Source organism: Bradyrhizobium sp. CB82 (genome assembly GCF_029714405.1).
Classification (GTDB): domain Bacteria; phylum Pseudomonadota; class Alphaproteobacteria; order Rhizobiales; family Xanthobacteraceae; genus Bradyrhizobium.
Map to the genome: position 1 here is coordinate 7,770,888 of NZ_CP121650.1, position 18,247 is coordinate 7,789,134.

At 58.7% G+C, this 18,247-nt stretch carries 8 protein-coding genes and 7 pseudogenes; 6 read left to right on the forward strand and 9 right to left on the reverse strand.

Annotated features, from left to right (window positions below; genetic code table 11):
• Positions 1-440: 440 nt before the first annotated feature.
• From QA640_RS37405 to QA640_RS37430, 6 genes and pseudogenes are all read right to left on the reverse strand, one after another.
• A pseudogene (locus QA640_RS37405) lies at positions 441-980 on the reverse strand (reverse transcriptase domain-containing protein); the annotation flags it as partial.
• Between the two features lie 688 nt (positions 981-1,668).
• The gene (gene ltrA / locus QA640_RS37410) at positions 1,669-2,841 is read right to left on the reverse strand and encodes a group II intron reverse transcriptase/maturase (RefSeq protein WP_283037745.1); all 1,173 of its coding nucleotides are present in this window, start codon (positions 2,839-2,841) and stop codon (positions 1,669-1,671) included.
• Between the two features lie 1,247 nt (positions 2,842-4,088).
• Positions 4,089-5,045 (reverse strand): reverse transcriptase domain-containing protein, encoded by a 957-nt coding sequence (locus tag QA640_RS37415; protein ID WP_283043006.1) that lies wholly within the window; start codon positions 5,043-5,045, stop codon positions 4,089-4,091.
• Positions 5,046-5,749: 704 nt separating this feature from the next.
• Positions 5,750-6,370: pseudogene (locus tag QA640_RS37420) on the reverse strand (reverse transcriptase domain-containing protein); the annotation flags it as partial.
• A gap of 311 nt (positions 6,371-6,681) precedes the next feature.
• Positions 6,682-7,068: a hypothetical protein gene (locus QA640_RS37425; RefSeq protein WP_283037746.1), complete on the reverse strand. Its 387-nt coding sequence runs from the start codon at positions 7,066-7,068 to the stop codon at positions 6,682-6,684.
• A 215-nt stretch (positions 7,069-7,283) separates the two neighbouring features.
• A pseudogene (locus tag QA640_RS37430) lies at positions 7,284-7,631 on the reverse strand (transposase); the annotation flags it as partial.
• A 197-nt stretch (positions 7,632-7,828) separates the two neighbouring features.
• On the opposite strand from QA640_RS37430, the pseudogene QA640_RS37435 reads away from it, so the two are divergent.
• The 3 genes and pseudogenes from QA640_RS37435 to QA640_RS48430 all read left to right on the forward strand — a co-directional run bounded on the left by QA640_RS37435 (position 7,829) and on the right by QA640_RS48430 (position 9,700).
• A pseudogene (locus QA640_RS37435) lies at positions 7,829-8,575 on the forward strand (transposase).
• Between the two features lie 98 nt (positions 8,576-8,673).
• Complete coding sequence (locus QA640_RS48425) at positions 8,674-9,096, forward strand: transposase (protein WP_349253661.1); 423 nt, start codon at positions 8,674-8,676, stop codon at positions 9,094-9,096.
• Positions 9,050-9,700: an IS110 family transposase gene (locus QA640_RS48430; protein WP_349253662.1), complete on the forward strand. Its 651-nt coding sequence runs from the start codon at positions 9,050-9,052 to the stop codon at positions 9,698-9,700. Before QA640_RS48425 ends, QA640_RS48430 begins: the two co-directional genes overlap by 47 nt.
• A gap of 340 nt (positions 9,701-10,040) precedes the next feature.
• Here the strand turns inward: QA640_RS48430 and QA640_RS37445 are convergent.
• Both QA640_RS37445 and QA640_RS37450 read right to left on the reverse strand, forming a co-directional pair.
• Positions 10,041-11,120: pseudogene (locus tag QA640_RS37445) on the reverse strand (IS110 family transposase); the annotation flags it as partial.
• A 766-nt stretch (positions 11,121-11,886) separates the two neighbouring features.
• Positions 11,887-13,319, reverse strand: a pseudogene (locus QA640_RS37450) (ISNCY family transposase); the annotation flags it as partial.
• Positions 13,320-14,248: 929 nt separating this feature from the next.
• On the opposite strand from QA640_RS37450, the gene QA640_RS37455 reads away from it, so the two are divergent.
• The 3 genes from QA640_RS37455 (at position 14,249) to QA640_RS37465 (ending at position 16,767) form a co-directional block, all read left to right on the forward strand.
• Positions 14,249-15,256, forward strand: a complete 1,008-nt coding sequence (locus tag QA640_RS37455; RefSeq protein ID WP_283037747.1) for an ATP-grasp domain-containing protein — start codon at positions 14,249-14,251, stop codon at positions 15,254-15,256.
• 256 nt (positions 15,257-15,512) lie between these two features.
• Entirely contained in the window at positions 15,513-15,908 is a 396-nt protein-coding gene (locus QA640_RS37460) for a hypothetical protein (protein WP_283037748.1), read from the forward strand.
• Entirely contained in the window at positions 15,880-16,767 is an 888-nt protein-coding gene (locus QA640_RS37465) for a MurR/RpiR family transcriptional regulator (RefSeq protein WP_283037749.1), read from the forward strand. Before QA640_RS37460 ends, QA640_RS37465 begins: the two co-directional genes overlap by 29 nt.
• A 1,148-nt stretch (positions 16,768-17,915) precedes the next feature.
• Here the strand turns inward: QA640_RS37465 and QA640_RS37470 are convergent.
• Positions 17,916-18,233, reverse strand: a pseudogene (locus QA640_RS37470) (integrase core domain-containing protein); the annotation flags it as partial.
• Positions 18,234-18,247 lie beyond the last annotated feature (14 nt).

The window sequence follows — 18,247 nt, forward strand, 5'->3', positions numbered from 1 at the left end:
GACAGTTGGTTCACAGCACTGCAAGCGCCTGCAGCTCCCGATAAGCGCAGCTTAGGCTTCAGCACCGGTGTCCGTTCTTTGATTTGGTGGAAGGCGTCCCAAGTGAGGCGACGACCCGCCCAGCTGCGGCTGCACAACATCTTGCGCCAGTAACGCTCGACGACCCGATAGACTTTTACGAGGCTCCGGAGATTTCCGGCGACACCGTAATAGCCATAGTGGCCGCGCAGGACGACGTTGATTTCATCGGCCTGGTCACTGATCTTGTAATGCCGTATTCGCCGCATCAGCTCCTGCAGAGACATAAGGCTGCGCTTTAGCCGAGATTTCTCGGTACGCATCCCAACCTTGAAGTTGCCTCGTTGGTTTCGCGTGCAATAGAGCGTTAGACCCAGAAAGTAGATTGTTTCCGGGCGGTTTCTGCCGCGTTTGCCCGCGTGTCTTTGCGCGAACCGACCAAACTCGACCAACTTGGTCTTGGTCGGCTCTAGAGTGAGGCCGAACTTCCCCAACCGAAGACGCAAGGCCTCCTGTACGCGGATGGCGTCCGATCGATATTGGAAGCAGATCACAAAGTCGTCGATATAGCGCACCAGTCGGGCTTCGCCCCGCAACCGGCCCTTCACCACGCGTTCGAACCAGAGGTCGAGAACGTAATGAAGGTAGAGGTTGCTCAAAAGCACACTGATCGATCCGCCTTGTGGCGTTCCTTGTTCGCTCGGATGCACCGCTCCGTCTTCCAAGACACCCGCTTTCAACCAGCGCCGGATCAAGCTGATCAGGCGCGGTTCGACAAACCGGAGGACCCAATCATGATCGAGACTCCCGAAGAAGTTCTTCAAATCCGCCTCCAACACCCAGCTGATCATGCCGCCGGCGATGACCTCATTGAGGGTCGCCAAGGCGTGATGGGCGCTGAGCTTCGGCCTGCCGCCGAACGAGCAGGGCAAGAAGTCCTGCTCGTAGATGGCGGACAACACCGCAGCCGTGCTGCGCTGGAGCGCCCGGTCGGCGACAGTTGGAACCCCGAGGGGCGCTTCTCCGTCTTACCGGGCTTGGGGATATAGACACGCCGAATGTTCGGCGCCCGATATCCCTGTCGGTGGATGGATTGGAGCATCGGCTCGATCCATCCGTCGAAGCTCTCCTCGCCGCCTCCACCGTCTGTCCGTCCACCCCGGCGGCGGAGCGCTTCGGAATCTGTAATAGATTCTTTTGCACTCGATCGCGCGTGATGTGATGGGCCAACGAGGTGAAGCAAAGATTTGGCTCGCGCCGAGCTTTCACTGCTATTTGTTCAAGTTTCGTTTCCATGGTCAGCTGATCTTCTCTTAGAATAGAAGGCCGTGACTCCCGTTGAATGGAGCCCATGTCGCCCAAGAACAATTCAACTACCGCTGACCGCTTCCCCATGTAGTCGGCTCTCCCGACCTCCGAGTGTCGGGTCGGGGGAGGCGCCCATTGAAGGGCTTGCCTCCGCCCGCCGCTCAAACGGCTCGTGCAGTTTTCCCGCAAGCCGCTTTCATGAATGGGCTTTCGTGATCTGAAGTGAAGGGATCAGTGAGACAAGGCCAACTAGCTTGAACTCCGCACGCAGCCGTTGGGTGGGATATTTCTTCCAGCCTGCGTTCCGCCACCGCTTGGCGCGGTGCGACCACAGCCGGCGGACTATCCACCCGTCCAGCTGGTGGAAGCGTGTCCTGACCCGGGAGCGACAGTAGTAGTGTCCCCATCCTCGGATGATCGGTTGATCGCATTGATCAATTCGCCCAGACGCAGAGGTATACGCCTCTTGGTCAAGGCCCTGATCTGATCCTTGAATCGGTCCACCGACTTCTGTGTGGGAATGGCATAGAGATTCTGCCGGTTCAGTTTGGATTTGATCCGGTCGTGGGCCAGTTTAAACTGTCCTTTCCCACGTTGGATTTTGAATCCGAGAAACTCGAAGCCTTGCGCAATGTGCACAATCCGGGTCTTCTCCCGGTTGAGCGTCACACCGAGCTCTTCGAGAATCTTTTCTGCTCGGGCCAAGACGTTTTGCGCCTCAGCTCGAGTCCGACAGGTCACAACCCAGTCGTCCGCCCATCGCGTGAGCTGGTATCCATGTCGCCTCATCTCCTTATCGAAGGGAGTCAGCAGGATGTTGCTCAGCATCGGCGAAACGACACCCCCTTGCGGGGTTCCCTGTGGCGTTTCAAACCTCCGGCCCTTGTCTTCGTAGCCTGCCTTGAGAGTTTGCTGAATTAGCTTCAGCACTCTGCTGTCGGCGATCTGCTTTCCAACCAGAGTCAGGAGTTTGTCGTGATCGACAGACCCGAAATAATCTTTCAGATCCGCATCTACGATCCACTCGTTTCCAGCCTGTATTTCGCGCCAGATCTTGGTCAGCGCATCGGCTGTCTTTCGACCCTTCCGATACCCAAAACTGCTGGGATCAAAGACCTTCTCAAAGATCGGCTCTAAGCGATTGGCCAGTGCCTGTTGGCACACTCGATCATAGATCGAGGGTATGCCCAAAGGTCTGGTCTTGCCGGGGGCTCCTCTTTTCGGGATCTCCAACCGTCGCACAGGCAGCGGCTGATAGGTGTCGTCGCGGAGCTCTCGATGCAGCCGTTCTAGATTTGCTTCCAGATTGGCCTCGAATTCTTCGATCGTGATCCTATCGGTTCCGCTTGCCCCTCGATTGGCGCGAACGCGCTCCCACGCAAGGTGCAAGTTCTTGCGTGCGTAAACCTTGTCCACCAGAGAGTGGACCTTCTGCTTCTGACCTTCGAGCGTCAGATAATCGGACAGTCTCCTGGAAGCGTGTCGTTCGGGTTTTTCACAAAGGGAACTTTCCATCTGCACGCTCCTTTCTCATCAGCCTCAATTGATCCTTGCTCGATCCATTCACGAACGTCCTTCCCCGGACCACTCTCGATCCGCCGTTTCCGGTCACGCGAGTTATTCGTTTCGCGCTTCAGGTACCGTTACGTTCTCCGACTCCTGCCTCAGCATCACTTCCCACTTCGTTTGCGCTTATAGGGTCGTTTACCCGGATTTGGGCCGGGACTGATGCAGGTCTCCTGGGGTCACACATGAATCTTCCGTATCGTGCCGCCAGCAAACACCTTGGTGCGATGGGTGAATGAGTAGTGCCTTCGTCCCAATAGTGCGGACTCGACCTTGCCCCATCTTTGGCCGACCTGTTCATCGTCGGGGTGGCCCCCATTGATTACAGCCCGATACTTCTCCTCAAACCCTTCGGATTCCGGATCGCTCCGGACACCCTGTCCTCCGGGATACGCCGAGCAACTGGCTCCAGGTCCGTCTTGGCTGTTTCCGGCTTTCGCCTGCGTGCCCGTTTAGACTTCTCCATACCCTCTTGCTCTCCCGGCCAGCGAGGCATTACCCCCGCTTTTGGATACAGCGCCCCTCATCCGAGCGCCGAGGGGACTTCAACCCCAATGATTCATGCGCTGCCCAGCGCACACTATCAGTCAGTCTGACTTCCACCCGGTCATCAGACCCTTCTCACCTCATCGGCTTGGCAGGTCCTACAAGTTTGCGCTTGAACCGGATGGATCTCCCTTGTTCACGTTGCTTCCTTTGGTTGCATGCTGGCGGTACGAACCCCGGGAGCACCTCAGCCCCGCTCGCGATGACGCGGGTTGCGATTCCGCCTTCCCCTTTGAGAGACAGGGTCGGCTACTCCGATCACGTTCGATTTCGGGGCTATCTTCCCGTTCACTTGATTCCGGCCTGCAACCTCCCTGTCTACGCTTCGTAGCGGCCGTTACCGGACGCCACGCAAGACTCGGTTCGCGGCTGCTCGCTAGGCTTTGCCGCGGCCGTCATCGCAGACGGCAGACTTCAACGCGCTTGCAAGGCGCAACCCAAGCAGAACCCGGCGTGCAGATTTCCCGCACCGGGCTCCCCAGATGATCATTCGCGAAGAGCGCCTCATCACACCGTCGGATGCAAGTTTCGAGCGAACGGAAGCTCGAACCACGGGCGGTCGCCCAATTGTGCCCAACTCAGCCGGCGGCGTTGGCCGCGGCGTTGTAGGGCTTGCTTCCACTGTCGCTGGGTTTCAATGCGGATCCAGCTCAGCCTACGGTCGCAGTGGTGCAGAGCGAAATATGGTAGAAGCCTCGCAGCATCACCGTTAGGTGTTGTTGCTGTTCGCGTCTCTTCCAGTGCCGATGCTCGAGCAGCCACTCGCGGGTACGAGCGAGGAACTTTCTGCAGCTCTTGGTGCTGGGGATACGGATCAGGGCGAACCGCCCGCTCCGGTCCACCCCACAGACATGCTTGAAGCCAAGAAATTCAAATGTCTCCGGCCTCTGTCCGTGCTTGCCCCGCATGGTGGCAGCAAAGCGTCCAAAGAGTAGCAGCCGAGTCTTGTCCTCGGCCAGCTCCAGATTGAACTGCGCGAACCGCTCCTCCAACTGGCGCTGGAAGTTCTGCGCATCGTCCTGGAACTGGAAGCACCCCACGAAGTCATCGGCAAAACGCACCAGATATGCCTCGCCTCGACACGGTGGTTTGAACTTCTTCGCAAACCAAAGATCGAGCGTAAAGTGCAAGTACAGATTACTGAGCACAGGCGATATCGGGCCCCCTTGCGGAGTCCCTTCCCTGGCTGGAAGGAAGATCCCGTCTTGCAGTGCCCCGGCCTTCAGCCATTTTGATATCAGCTGAAGGATGATCGGGTCGGCAATCCGGTGAGCCACCATCCGGCGTAGCCACTGATGATCAATGCGGGTGAAGTAGCTGCGGATATCGGCCTCGAACACATGGCTAACCTTCTTTGTCACGATATGCCGGCGCAGAGCCTGCAAGGCATGATGAGGATTTCGCCCTGGTCGAAAGCCGTAACTGCAATCGAGGAAATCGGCTTCGAACACAGACTCGAGAATGCGCGCGACCGCCCGCTGCAGCAGCCGGTCAGCGACAGTGGGAATCCCCAATGGTCGCGTTCCGACTTTGCCCGGCCCTTTGGGTATCTCGACCCGCCGAACCGGCGGCGCGCGGTACGTGCCTTCTTTGAGCTGTGCACAGATCTCCTCGACCCGCTTCTCGCAAACTGTTTGGTGCTTTGCCCGTCGACGCCACTAGCTGCGTCCCGGTTCATCATTCGCCAAGTTTCCTTGAGGAACGCCGGTATCAGCAAGTGGGCCAACGAGGTGAAACGCACCTCTCGGTCCAGTTTGGCTTTCTTCGCTATCTGACCCAGTTTCGTTGACATCAGAATCCTGCCTCTGTGCGTGCGGGTAATGTTTCCCTGCGGTCAGTCTTCATCTGCTTCGCCGCTTCCGCCTGTACGCGGCTTTCCCGCGCTCCGAGTACTACCAGCGAATCCGACTTCCACTGCAGCGTCTGCCTTTCTCAGTAATGATCCATATCGTCCGGCATACTCGGCGTGCTTCCGCTGCGCACCGAGACCACAGTGGATATCTCAGGTTCCTTGATACTTCCTTCTCCGAACGTGCCGTGCGCTCTGACCCCGCCGCAGTCTCCAGCCACCTCGCCTTTGACGGTGACCTACTTTTGCCTTCCAGCCACTACGACTCTGTCGGCCTGCGGATTCCTATCTTTATGAGGCTGACCCGCTTCACTTGCATTACGGCCCGCGCGTCGCTCTGCCTACCTTAGCTCATGTCGTTACCTCCATAAGCCCAAGGCTCGATTCCCGGTGGGGCGGCTCTTCCCCTTGGCGGGGCGGGAATTTCACCCGCTGGAAGCATCAGGCTTGGCCTGACGCACCATAGTGGAGAAAGAGATTCGCCATCAGCGGTGATACCACCGAGCCCTGCGGCGTGCCCTTCTCTCGGGGTTCAGGGGTGCCGTCTTCCAGTTGAACGGGAGCTTTAAGCCACCGTTCAATGTACAACAACGCCCAAGCGCAGTCCGTGTGCTTCCGAATCGCCTTGAGCAAAAGCTCATGCGATATCGAGTCAAAATATGCCCGAATGTCGAGATCGAGCACGAAGGGATGCCGCCAGCATCGCTGGCGAGCAACCCCAACGGCATCGAGCGCCGATTTTCCGGGTCGATATCCGAACGAGTCTGGATGAAAGTGTTTCTCCAAATCCGGCTCCAGATATCCTTTGACGACCGCCTGAGCAACGCGATCCGACACCGTAGGAATTCCTAGCGGCCTCTTCCCGCCGTCGCGCTTGTCGATCTGCACACGCTTGACCGGCGGTGGAAAGTAGCTGCCCGAAGGCATTCGATTCCAGAGCTTGTACAGATTGCTCTGCAAGTCTGCCTCGAACACCTCGATCGATTGCTCGTCCACACCGGCTGCGCCCCGATTTGCTTTAACCCGTTTGTACGCCTCCCAAACCCAGCGCTTGGGGATGTCATACGGCTTTGCTTGACCCAAAAGAGTCCTCCCGTTTCCGGTTGTTCTTCCAATCAAGCGGGACAGTGCCGTGCCTTCGCTCCGCCACCATTACAGTGTCTTCGTCACTACTACACACGGCTCCGTCCCTGCATCGTGCATTGGTACTCAGACTCTTGTGGGGCTTCCACTTGAACCATTCCCTTGGCATCGCGATACAGGTTCCCACGTTCCGCACAGAAGCCTGAACCGAGGTCACGCCACCTCGCCTGCCGGACGCCGCCTGAGCCGTAAACAGGTATCGCTCAGACTGATCCCAAGATAACGACTACCCCTTGGTTTTGACGTCTTCCCTACGCTTTCGACAGTTCTTCGGTGGTTCGCTTGCGCTCGTCTCCTCGATCCTTACCTGACAGAGTCTTGCTCTGCCTTTTCCGGTCTCGCTCACCACCTCGACCATTGGGCCGAAGCAGCAGCCGGTGATTTGAACCCTGATCCTGCAACCCGAGTTCGAGGGGCCCACCCCCATCTTCTGTGCAGCAAGGGCCGCACTCTACAAACCAGTCAATCAGCCGATACAGATCAGTTGTGAAGGTACCGAAGCTGCGTACCGGCTCAGGTGTGCGATCTGCATTCACGGCGGCCATGTGCATCGTGGCCCCGACGTCGATCGCGGCCGCATTTGGATGCACCACCGACATCGTGCCGCGACCCTGGTTCTTCGATTTATTCCGACGCATTGCCAATCCTCCCGTGAGAACGGAAGGGCTGGGCTGTGCTGATGATCAATTTCCTAAACGGGATCGCCTGATGGCGTCACCACTCTTACGCGCGCAACAACCCATGGACCATGTTTTTTGCGGGGTAACCTGCCACCAAAAAGCCGCCGGCCCCTCCCTTCCGCCACGAGAATAGACCTCAGCCGTTCCTACGCCCACAGGCGGACGCTATGCGAGATGGTCTTTTTGAAGCTGAGCTTCTCGGCATGCACGAAGTCCCACACCGACTGGTAGTCGACCTTCAGGCCGCGACCGGCAAGCTCGGCAACGAGACCGCGTATGGTGAAATCGCCGTCCTTGATCCGCTGCGACAGCCAGATCGCGTGATCTCCCGAAACCGCCTTCGGCTTGTGACCGCCCATCTGGCCCGGAATAACGCTGCCGGTCTCATCGACCCGCTTGATCCAACCAATTGCGGTGCTGATCGCAACCCCAAACTGCTTGGCTGCCTGATTGCGGGACATCCCGCCCTCAATCGCCGCCACCACGCGTTTGCGAAGATCCAGAGAGTAAGGCTTGCCCATCCATGCTGGCCTCCGTCCAGCCAGCATGGTGAATCAGAAACATGATGATTTGGGAAATCTTGAGGGTTCTATGAGGTCGCACGCTACGACAGAGCGCGCGGCTGGCCTTTGCCCGCGACCTCATAGAACCCTCAAGATTTCCCTTGCAAACTTGATTTGTGATTCACTCGCCTTTGACAGCTTTGGCGAGAGGGTCGATGCGGCCACGGGAGCGGAGCGACAGTCGAGCAGAATCTTTTTCGGTCGCGGCTCGATCAGATCATTGACATGAAGCATCCGCTGGTGGCGCTGGGACGCACGGTGGATTGGAGCTTCCCGGAGAAGCGGTTCGGCGAGGTTTACACGGATGATCCCCGTCGCCCGCCGCTGGCGGCGCGCTTGATGGCGGGTCCGGCCATCCTCAAGCACACCTACGACGTGTCCGACGAGATGTTGTGCGAGCGCTGGGTCGAGAACCCCTATTACCAATACTTCTGTGGCGAGGAGTTCTTCCAGCATCGGTTGGTGTTCGATCGCTCGTCGCTGACGCGTTGGCGCAACCGCACGGCGAGAAGCGGCTGGCCGCGCTGATCCAGGAGAGCCTGTCGGTTGCTACCAAGACCAAGGCGATCAAGCCCTCCGAACTGTCGCGGGTCATCGTCGACACCACGGTCCAGCCCAAGAACGTGACGTTCAGGGTTTTCATTTTCGGCCAGAAGCGAGGAATGACGCCCCCGATCAAACGCGAACTGCGCCGCAGGGCTGCCGTCGATCCGGTCATCGGCCATCTCAAATCCGAACACCGGATGGGCCGCAACTACCTGTGGCACCGCCAGGGCGATGCCATCAATGCCATCCTCGCCGCCGCCGGCTACAACTTCCGCCGCATCATCCGGTGGCTGGCGCTCTTGTTGCGCCAACTCCTCGTCCAACTCACCGCTCGAATTCAGTTCATTCCAGCCTGAAATCCACGTTCTTCACATGGTGTAATCGCGGCTGACGTCTTCTTGAGAACACGAGGATCGGTACGATCGGCGTCAGCAAATCGAAAAGGAGCCGCGCTATGAAGCAGTACGTTGGTCTGGACATCTCTATGGAAGAAACCAGCATTTGCGTTTTGGATCAGGCCGGCGGCGTGACATTCGAAGGTTGTGCGCCGACCAATCCGGAGGCGATCGCTAAGCTCCTGCGGCGTCACGCAGGCAATGCTGAGCGAATCGTTTTTGAAACGGGCTCGCTATCCAATTGGTTTTGGCATCAACTCAGGGCACTGGGCTTTCCGGTGATTTGCCTTGATGCGCGTCACGCCAACGCGGCGTTATCGATGTGCATCAACAAGTCGGATCAGAACGATGCCAAGGGGTTGGCTGAAATGGCCCGCATGGGATGGTACCGGGAAGCTGCCGTGAAAGGGGGCGGAGAGCTGGAAAACTCGTTCGATGCTGGCGGCACGAACCAAGCTGGTGAATCTACGGCGAGATATTGACAACCAAATGTGCGGTCTGTGCAAGGGGTTAGGAATAGTACTCGGCAAGGCCGGCTCGACCAACCTGGCTCGTAAAGTGGACGCCGTGCTTGCTGAAGCGCCGGATTTGCAAGATATTTTCGCACCGCTGCCGCTTGCCCAGTCCTGTTTGACTGAACAAATCGAGAAGTTCGATCGACAACTCATGGCAGTGGCAAAAGGCGACCAAATTGTTCGGCGAATGATGACCGTTCCCGGTGTCGGTCCCCTGACTGCCCTGTCCTTCGTCGTTACCATCGACGACCCCAATCGCTTCAGACATTCCGCCGACGTGGGCGCCTATCTAGGCCTGACACCAAGACGTTATCAATCCGGTGAGATGGATCGCACTGGCCGCATCTCCAAGCGCGGCAACCGCCAGATGCGAACTTATTTGTTCGAGGCCGCGAACGTCCTGCTGACCGTTGTCAGGCGAGGTTCTGCGCTCAAGCGCTGGGGCAGCAAACTGGCCAAACGCATCGGCACCAAGAAGGCCAAGGTTGCCGTCGCTCGCAAAATGGCTGTCATCCTCCATGCCATCTGGACTGATGGCACCGAATTCCAGGCAGAGATGCGCACCGCATGAACCAGTCTTAAACCAACCCGGATCCGCCTTCGGCGGAACAAGCGTCCCTGCCGGGACGATGGTGTGGGCAATCTCGAAGTCGTCCCTGCGGGCTTTACGCACCGCGCTCTTAACATCGGGATGCCGCACCTCTTGAACGCCATCATGCGGCGCTCCGGCATAGAGACGACCGCGGAAAGAACCATGAACCCGGCAGCGGATCATTTTTGTCTATCGGGGTTGACATCGTGCCCGAGCCATTTCGAACTCGCGCTCCCTGGCACGAGGATCACGCGTATGGAATACGCAACAAGAAATTAGCTAGATCTTTGTATTCGACCCGATCCTTGAGCATGTATCAAGCGGCATTGAGCATTGAGGCGCCGACCGCGAGAATGGCTTTTTTGGCGCCGCGGCGAGCTTTGAGGCGGAGGAACTGGGCCTGCAGGTAGCTACCCTTGACGCGGACCGCGGCCCAGGCGGCTGTGACTAGGGCGGTTTTGAGCCACGGTGTCCCTTTGCGGGTGCGAGTCGAGCGCCGTTTACCGGCGCTCTCGTCATTTCTGGGGCACATTGTCGCCCAGGACAGCAAGTGCCCGGCAGTGGGAAAGCGCGCCATGTCGACGCCGATCTCCGCCACCAAGACGTGCGCGGTGAGCTCACTCACCCCCGGCATCGTCGTGAGCAGGCGGGCGCACTCCTCGATCGGCGCCAAGGTTTTTCCCACGTCGGCATCCACCGTCGCGAGAGCTTGTTGGAGCGAGTCGATGAGCCGCAAGTGCAGCCTGAGCAAGCGTCGGTGAGGCGCGCTGATGCGGCCGTGCAGGGCTTGGATAAGCTCGGCGCGTTTCTTGCGCGCGTTCCCTCGTGCCAGATCGGCCAGGCGCTCGGGGTCGGTTTCCCCTGCAATCAGGGCGTTGAGGATCGCTCGGCCGCTGTGCCCCAGGACATCCGAGAGCACGCTCCCAAGCTTGATGTTGGCATCCTCCAGCGTCTTCTGGTTGCGCAAGGAGTGTTGCGAGACCTCGCGCACCAGTTGCTTGCGGGTCCGTGTCAGGTCCCTCAATTCCTGGATCGGCTTGGGCGGCACGAAGCTCGCGCTGATCAGCCCATGGGCCAACAAGTCCGCAATCCAGGCCGCATCATTCACATCGGTCTTGCGCCCCGGTACGTTCTTGATGTGCTGCGCATTGGCCAGCACCAGTTCGAAATGCTCCTCCAGCAAATGCCACACGGGCTTCCAGTACACCCCCGTCGCCTCCATCGCCACGTGGGTGACGGCGTGCGAGCTCAGCCACTCCTGAAGTTCGATCAAGGCCCCTGTCGTCGTGGCAAAGCTGCGCGTTTCATCCACCGCCGGCTCGCTCACGCAACGCACACGCGCCATCACCATGTCTTTGTGCACATCCAACCCTGCACAGCGCGGATACAGTATTTCCATGAATCTCCCTCCATAACCGTCTGGCGGCGGGAGAGACCCCTGTCGTCGAAATCTATTAACCGTGCTCCGGGGCCTTGGCCCATGGCAACAATTCGCGGTGCTCGCAGGGCCTCGGGTCCAACTAGCTAACGGGCTCATAGCACCAAGCAACGGCCGACCTCGTTCCCGCCAGCACCAGCATATGCCGCAGCGGACGAAAAAAATCCAACCCGCTTCTGGTCTCGCGGTCGCACGCAGCGGGATGGGGAACTAGCTAGAAAAGGTTATTGCGTCTAGCCAAAACCGAATCCAACTCTCATCTGTGGGAAATCCTTGTGGTTTAGCTACGCGATTTCTAGGCGCACCATAGGTTGTACTGACTATCTCGTTCTCGCAAACGCTGGCCTACACTCGAAGGCGACCTAGTCGAGATCCTATGGACGGCAATCTTTTTGTAAGTTCGAAGATCATGTAGATGCGACCAGCAAGCTCGATATGGCGGCGGCGTGCTTGGCTAACGCCAGTACCTTTCGATCCTACGCTGCCGCGCGGCAATCAGGATGGAATCGCGTATTGCCGCATGTAGCGATGTTCCCGATCGACCTATTGTTGCCTCATCTATTTTGCTCCCCAGCCAGGGAGCGAAGACGGTCGCGCAACTGGTGGGCATTTCGAGCGCGCCGATGTCGCGCTCGGTCCTCGACCGAGCGCTTGCAAAGCCAACAGACCGGTGATGATTCGATCACGTCGGTTTGTGCTGCGTTTTCCCGGGAGATAAACAACAGTGCTCGCTGCGCCACGATTTGAGACGACGTTGAAGACTTCGGAGTACTTTGCTCGGGTAGACCCAGGGCATTCTGCCTGAAGCTTGCAGAGGAGTTCGCTGCCGGTTCGCCACGGCTCGGCCTCGAACCATTCGCGCAGCTGTCGCGTAGCCTTGACGAGCGGATCAGGGCGTCGTCGCTCACGCTTCGGCTTCGCAATTGGCCTGTCGGTCGGGCGGACCGCTCCTTCTTTCCACGCGATTCGCAAGCTCGACAAACACTGTTCGATCGGTGGCGCCGCAGTTGGATGGCTTGCTGGGGCGGCGTCGGTGAGACTGGCCAACTTCTCCTGCACGGCTCCGATATCGCGCAGTAAGGCGACCGGATCCATCGGGCATAAATTTCATTGACGCGGGCGCGGACGGCATCAGGTGTTCTTGCTTCGGCAACCAGCCGCTGATGTGGGGTCGCGGGGACGCTATACGTTTTGTGGACACGCGCTCCGTCGCGCTCATTTCGTATTAATTTGAACAATGGCTGGAAAAAGTTCACGAACAAGCGGGCCGAATGATAAAGCTGCGCCAGCAAAGCAGCCGCTTCGAGCCCCTCGAATCGAGGGTAGCCGACCATTCGGCGGACCGCCGCGCCGTTCTTCTGCTCGACAAAGGCCTGATCGTTCTTGCGATAGGGGCGACAGCGCGTGAAGACGATGTCAGCCTGTTCGCAATATTCTTGGTCTCATTCATGAACACAGAGTCGTTGGCGGTGTCCAGACCCAGGAGCGCAAACGGTAGCTGTTTACGAAGCTCGGCCAGAACCGTGCTCAACAACCTCTGTTCGCGCACCAGAAGTGGCGCGCATTCGGTCCAGCCGATCGCGATGTCCGTGAGAACGAGCGTCTGGACGAAGCTACCCCGCGCCGAAGGACCGCTGTGAGCGACAAGATCGGCCTCGACGAAATCGGGCGCAGGATCTCCCCAATCCGCTGAAGTACGAACAGGGATGCTGCGTCGCAGAGCACTTGCTACAGAGCGACGGCGCAGCCGGCCGCTTTGCTCACGATACTTCGAAGCGCCCGGTCGATCGTCGCCGCACTCATCGACGATAGTGTGGCCCGAACCTCTGGCGTCAGGTCGATATGGCCGTGCCGCTCCATCGACTCAATCAAGATCGGCAGCAGGACCTAGACGCTTGCCGCACACCCGGTCTGCGGCCCCCCAAAGCAGTATCAGCGCATTCTCTCGGCGTCTTGGTAAATCCGCCGACGATTACGGCGGCCCGCTGTCTGCTCGCCTGGATCGCAGCGCAGCAACCGCATCGCATGCTTCCGATGTAGGCCCGTAATCGCGACGAACTCGTCGAGAATATGCCCCTTATCGACGCGGCTCGATGTCCTGTAGCGCGGCGCCAAAGCAGACCTCAGTTCCTTGCGCGTCGCCATGCTCAATCGCCTCATCGTTGCCCCTGCGCTCCCTTGCGATTGGGCAGCAATTTACGTGAGGCAACAACTCAGCATTCAGGAACATTTCGGGCGACGCAATGCGGCTTCCCACCCAGGTTGTCGCGCTATTCTATCCCGAAAATCGCTCACCGGCTATTGATCCTCCGTTGCCGAACGCATCGATAGTGACAAATCGCCATAGGCAATATCACAGTCGAGCAAATGTTCATATTTGGCGGTCACCCAGTCTCCGGACTGGGTGTTCGCATGAGCATGCTCGAATGATCCAGATTAATGTCATAGACGCTGAAGCTGCAGGCGCGCTCCCGCGGCCTCGGAGGTCACGAAGATCATCGACGGGACTCGCATCCTTACCGAGATGGGAGTTCGTCGACCTGCTGTCGTAGTGCGACGTTCTGTGTTCAGCCTGTCGTGTTTAAGACGTCTATGTTCGGAACCCGACTGTTGAGGGCGCAGGTATTCCGCCGTGCCGGCGCGAAACACATCGTTTTTTCCGTCTCGCTCGCACCTCCTCTGTTGGCACGCCGATTGCTTGATACCCGGAAAGAATCTTGCGACCGTAGTCTTCTCACGGCCTTCGGCCGAGGGGGTCATATGAGCCTTGCTCGCACGATCGAAGTCAATGCAGCGGCTTTGGTTCCTAGTCGCGTCTGGAGGCAGGCTGCGAGGCTGGTCACATCCAGATGGTGCTTAAACTGGACACGGCAGTGGTGTACTCGCGCTGGACGGTGTTGGTCGCGTGCCATTAGATGCTGCCGGCTAATCCTACTGATCAATAAGTGTTTTGATTTTCGCATCTTCGAGGGAGCAAATCCACTCGCAAGCTGGCCGCCCCGATCGGCGGGCGCGCAGAATCCAGTCGAGCTGCTCCCCAGATCCGAGCGAATGAAGTTAACAATGGGCAAACATCCAGGGAGTACCTCATGCGGGTAGCAGTCGTGTGGAACGAGGAGCCGATCGAGATCAATCTACCCGGTCGGCCTACTCTGGAAGATCACCGCGCGGCGGTTAAAAGCGTAGTGGCCGCTCTACAAGAGAGTGGCCACGAGACGCTGCTGTGCGGGGGCGATAAAGGAATGCTCGCTACACTCGAGCGATTCATGCCACCCGATCCGCAAGCCCGCCCCTCCGGAATGGTCTTCAATATGGCATACGGAAGTAAGGGCGAGTGGCGTTGCAGCCAGGTTCCGACCCTTCTTGAGATGGCCGGCATTCCGTACACCGGACGGAGTCCGCTCGGGGCTGCGCTGGAGCTCGACAAGGTCATCACCAAGAAGCTCATCCGCGATGACGGCGTGCCGACGCCGAACTTTCGGGTGATGCGTTGCGGCACCGAAAGCACCGGTGACCTGCGATTCCCGCTGATAGTGAAGCCACGTCACGGGTTCAACAGCTTTGGATTACAACTCATAAATGAGCCTAGCGGTCTGAGCCAAGCCGTAGAAACCATCGTCACGCAATATGCGCAGGATGCACTTGTGGAAGAATACATCGAGGGGCGGGAAATCAGCATCTGCCTGCTGGGAAACGAAGAGCTCGAAGTGTTGCCTCCGGTGGAGCACGACTTCGGCAACCGCGAGACTCGTCTTATCACCTCGGAAGACAAGCATTATATGGCGGTCGCGGGACCACAGAAGATTTGCCCAGCGCGAATCGGGAGTGGGCTTGCGACGATGCTCCGGGATATTTCGGTTGCGACCTTCCGCGCCTGCCTTGGCCGGGACTTCGCCCGTGTTGACCTCCGGATCGACCGCTCCGGCCAGCCTTTTGTCCTCGAGATCAATTTCAGCCCGTCACTCTATGATAAGCACTCTTACGTCCGGGCTGCGACGACCGGCGGATACAGCTTCTCAACCTTGGTCAATCACATCCTAGATCTCGCCCACACGCGGTATTTCGGAATCGGCATCTCAAGGCAGAACGCGCGCTGAAGCGCGACCGGTGTTCGGCCGTAGGCGGCCGGTGGGCCGTCACTCTGCCGCCCCCGGGGATTCTCCGATGGCGGCGAAGTGGTGATGCGCCGACGATCGCCAAGGCTTTGATAGAGCCAGTCTCGCAGACTGGGTCGATGATTCCTAGTTGTCTAAATTCTTGGATTCCTAGTTGTCTAAATTCTTGCAGCCACTCACATCGCGCGCCCCAGCGAGGCCGGAATTGAGGTCCACTGCGGAGCTATTCTCGGCGCAGGTGGTCGTCACCTCCAACGGCATCACACATTTGCTTGATCGTGTCACCCCGAGCGCGCCTATCCGCATCCGTGATCTCGCTCAAAATCCCTCTCAAGATGAACGAAGCGACCGGCATCGTGGTCCGTCGCAGCGCGGGGATGTCGTCGGCAAGGACACGTGGCACAACTTGGCTCTTCAATTGAGCTTCCGTCGAGAGATGCCGAGAATCTTCAAGATTTCCAAGCGAATTTCGGTGAGAAGACCATTCGAGAGCACGCAACTTCGAGAAGCGGCAAAATATATCATCGATCCTATCTTCATTGTGAGTTCAAGCGAAGATGCGCATTTTGGGCGCTTCTCGGCTCCATCGCGCAAGGTGTATCGCAATGAAATCGCCCGTCACAGGCGTCATTAAGGACAACTATCAGCTGATGCCAGGGCAGATGAAGGTCGTCGCACGTTGGCTGCTCGATCATCCGACGGAGGTCGCGTTGCTGTCCATGAGGGAGCAGGCGCGCCGAGCCGGCGTATCTCCCGCGACGTTCACACGTCTTGCACAGCGACTCGGCTTCGATGGTTTTGATAGGTTGAAGGAGAAATTCGCAGACACCATTAGAGAACGGCCAGAAAGCTTCGCTGGGCGTGTAGAGGAGCTGCTGGCACGATGCGAGGCCGAGGGCGATGCCGCCCTCATTGGTGATACGATCGATGCCTTGAATGGCCATTTGAGCGACCTCGCCAATCCATCCACGATTGCGGCGCTGGCAGCAGCCGCCGATGTTATGGTAGAGGCGCGAAACATTTTTTGTCTCGGCCTCCGCTCAAGCTTTCCCGCAGCTTATCTGGTACATTATGTCGGCTCAATGCTCGGCTTGCCCACGGTACTGATCGAGGGAGTGGGCGGAACGCCCAATGATGCGCTCCGGTCTGTCGGTCCAAGAGAGGTTTTACTGGCGGTTACAGTTAGCCCGTACACGCGCTATACAGTTCGTGCTGCCGAGTTCGCGGTTTCACGCGGTGCAAAACTGGTCGCGTTGACGGATAGTGAACTTTCTCCGATCTGCCAGCTTGCTGCAGTCCTGATTCGCGTTCGGACCGAAACGCCTTCATTTTTCGATACCATGACCCCCTCGTTCGCTGCGGCCGAGTGTCTCGTGGAACTCATCGCGGCCAAGCGCGGGAGTCGCGCGCTTGAAGCGTTGGCTGCCAACGAAGCACATCTCGTAGCATTCGATAATCATGTCCTGCAGAAGTCGCACAGGCGCGAGCTGTGATCGACAGGGACGGAGCCGCTGGCTCTCATTTTGCTGCGAGGATGGCACATCTCAAGGCTTGGCTGTTCGCGTCCTCGCGCCGTGGCGGGCGGTCTTTGCGATGGTGACCGGCAACTCGCTAGTAGGGTCGGATGACTGGCTGTCACCAAACTGGTTCGAGACGCCACGTAGCACGAGACGGTGAACCTCCGTGCTCTCGTGGAGAACGCCACCAGACGCCGACGTGCTGCGCAAGATGATTAGCTTTGCAGCACGTCGCCGGTGGGCTGGAACTCGCTGGACTGACCTGTGCGACCTACGGCGAGAAGAGCGCCCACGGCTCATTGGCTCCCGTGACCCGATTGGCAGACTCGCGGCGCGGTGGAACTGCGCAATTCTCGCCCCACCGCACCGGTGCGTAATCCACCACAAACGCCTCGTCCGCTGGGATGAACCATGAACCGCAACCTCCAGATTGATACCAATTTCGATGATATCCATGGCAAGCCTTCTTTGCCTAATCGAGCCTCGCACTTTGCGGCCCAGGCGACTGTTTGGGTTCAATGGACTACCGGACGGGGCACCTCTCTCACCCTCGGGCACGTTCTTCTGCGCGCGAGGGAATGCCGGCACGGCCAGAACAAGACACCACGTCAGGACTATCGCGAATTCGGTCTGCATTGCGCAACAAATCGCCGGCGCGCCGGGTCAAGGCGAAGCTGTATGACGACCACAACCTGGCGCGCGATAGAACGAGACGTGGGCAATGGACTTCGTCCACGATCAGGGAACGACGACCGGGGCGACCGGTCACAAGCTCGATCCGAGCAGCGAGTTCCTGCCGCGCGATCTTGACGTATCAACGCGGCGCCGCGCCGGACTTCTCTCGGCCCGGCAACGCGTTCATTGAAGCCTTACGGACGCTTTCGGGCGAATGCCTCCACACTCATTAGTTCCTGTGTCCTTGCTGACGTCCAGAAAAAGCGGAGACTTGGCGCAAATACCACAACGACGAACGGCCAGAGGGGGCGATTGGCAATCGCCCGCCGGGTTTGCTGCAAATTCACGTTTGGCGCAACGAGGCCGCCAACGTGATCAGAGGCGAAACACTCTAGTTCCGAATGGTCCACAATTTCGTCTCGTGCAAACGGCCCGCATTTTGTGGTTCGCTAAGTGAAGGTGCGCAGACGCAGAATGGCCGTGACCTTGCCCCCAAGTTTTATCCAGTCCTGGGTTCGCCCCCGGCTGTTGGATTTGCCCGATTCGGCGGTAGTAGCGACGGGAGCTGGCGCGGAGCCCTCGGCATAGCGCAGCGCCAGATCCCGGCGCGGATGGCATGTGAAGGCGAACTCAACGGCGTTTTCCATCCGAGCCGCGAGTGGTCGTGCATCGTTGTAATCGGCCCGCCAGCATCCGAGCGTGACGCGGGCCTGGGCCAGCGACCTGAACAGCGTCTCGTTCAACAATTCATCCCGCAGCCGGCCGTTGATGGGGAAGACGG

What these genes read in the sequence shown, in the direction of transcription:
- ltrA (WP_283037745.1), bottom strand. Translation starts at nt 2,841, where the DNA reads ATGGAAAGTTCCCTTTGTGAAAAACCCGAACGACACGCTTCCAGGAGA.
- QA640_RS37425 (WP_283037746.1), bottom strand. Translation starts at nt 7,068, where the DNA reads ATGCGTCGGAATAAATCGAAGAACCAGGGTCGCGGCACGATGTCGGTG.
- QA640_RS48425 (WP_349253661.1), top strand. Translation starts at nt 8,674, where the DNA reads ATGAAGCAGTACGTTGGTCTGGACATCTCTATGGAAGAAACCAGCATT.
- QA640_RS48430 (WP_349253662.1), top strand. Translation starts at nt 9,050, where the DNA reads ATGCTGGCGGCACGAACCAAGCTGGTGAATCTACGGCGAGATATTGAC.
- QA640_RS37455 (WP_283037747.1), top strand. Translation starts at nt 14,249, where the DNA reads ATGCGGGTAGCAGTCGTGTGGAACGAGGAGCCGATCGAGATCAATCTA.
- QA640_RS37465 (WP_283037749.1), top strand. Translation starts at nt 15,880, where the DNA reads ATGAAATCGCCCGTCACAGGCGTCATTAAGGACAACTATCAGCTGATG.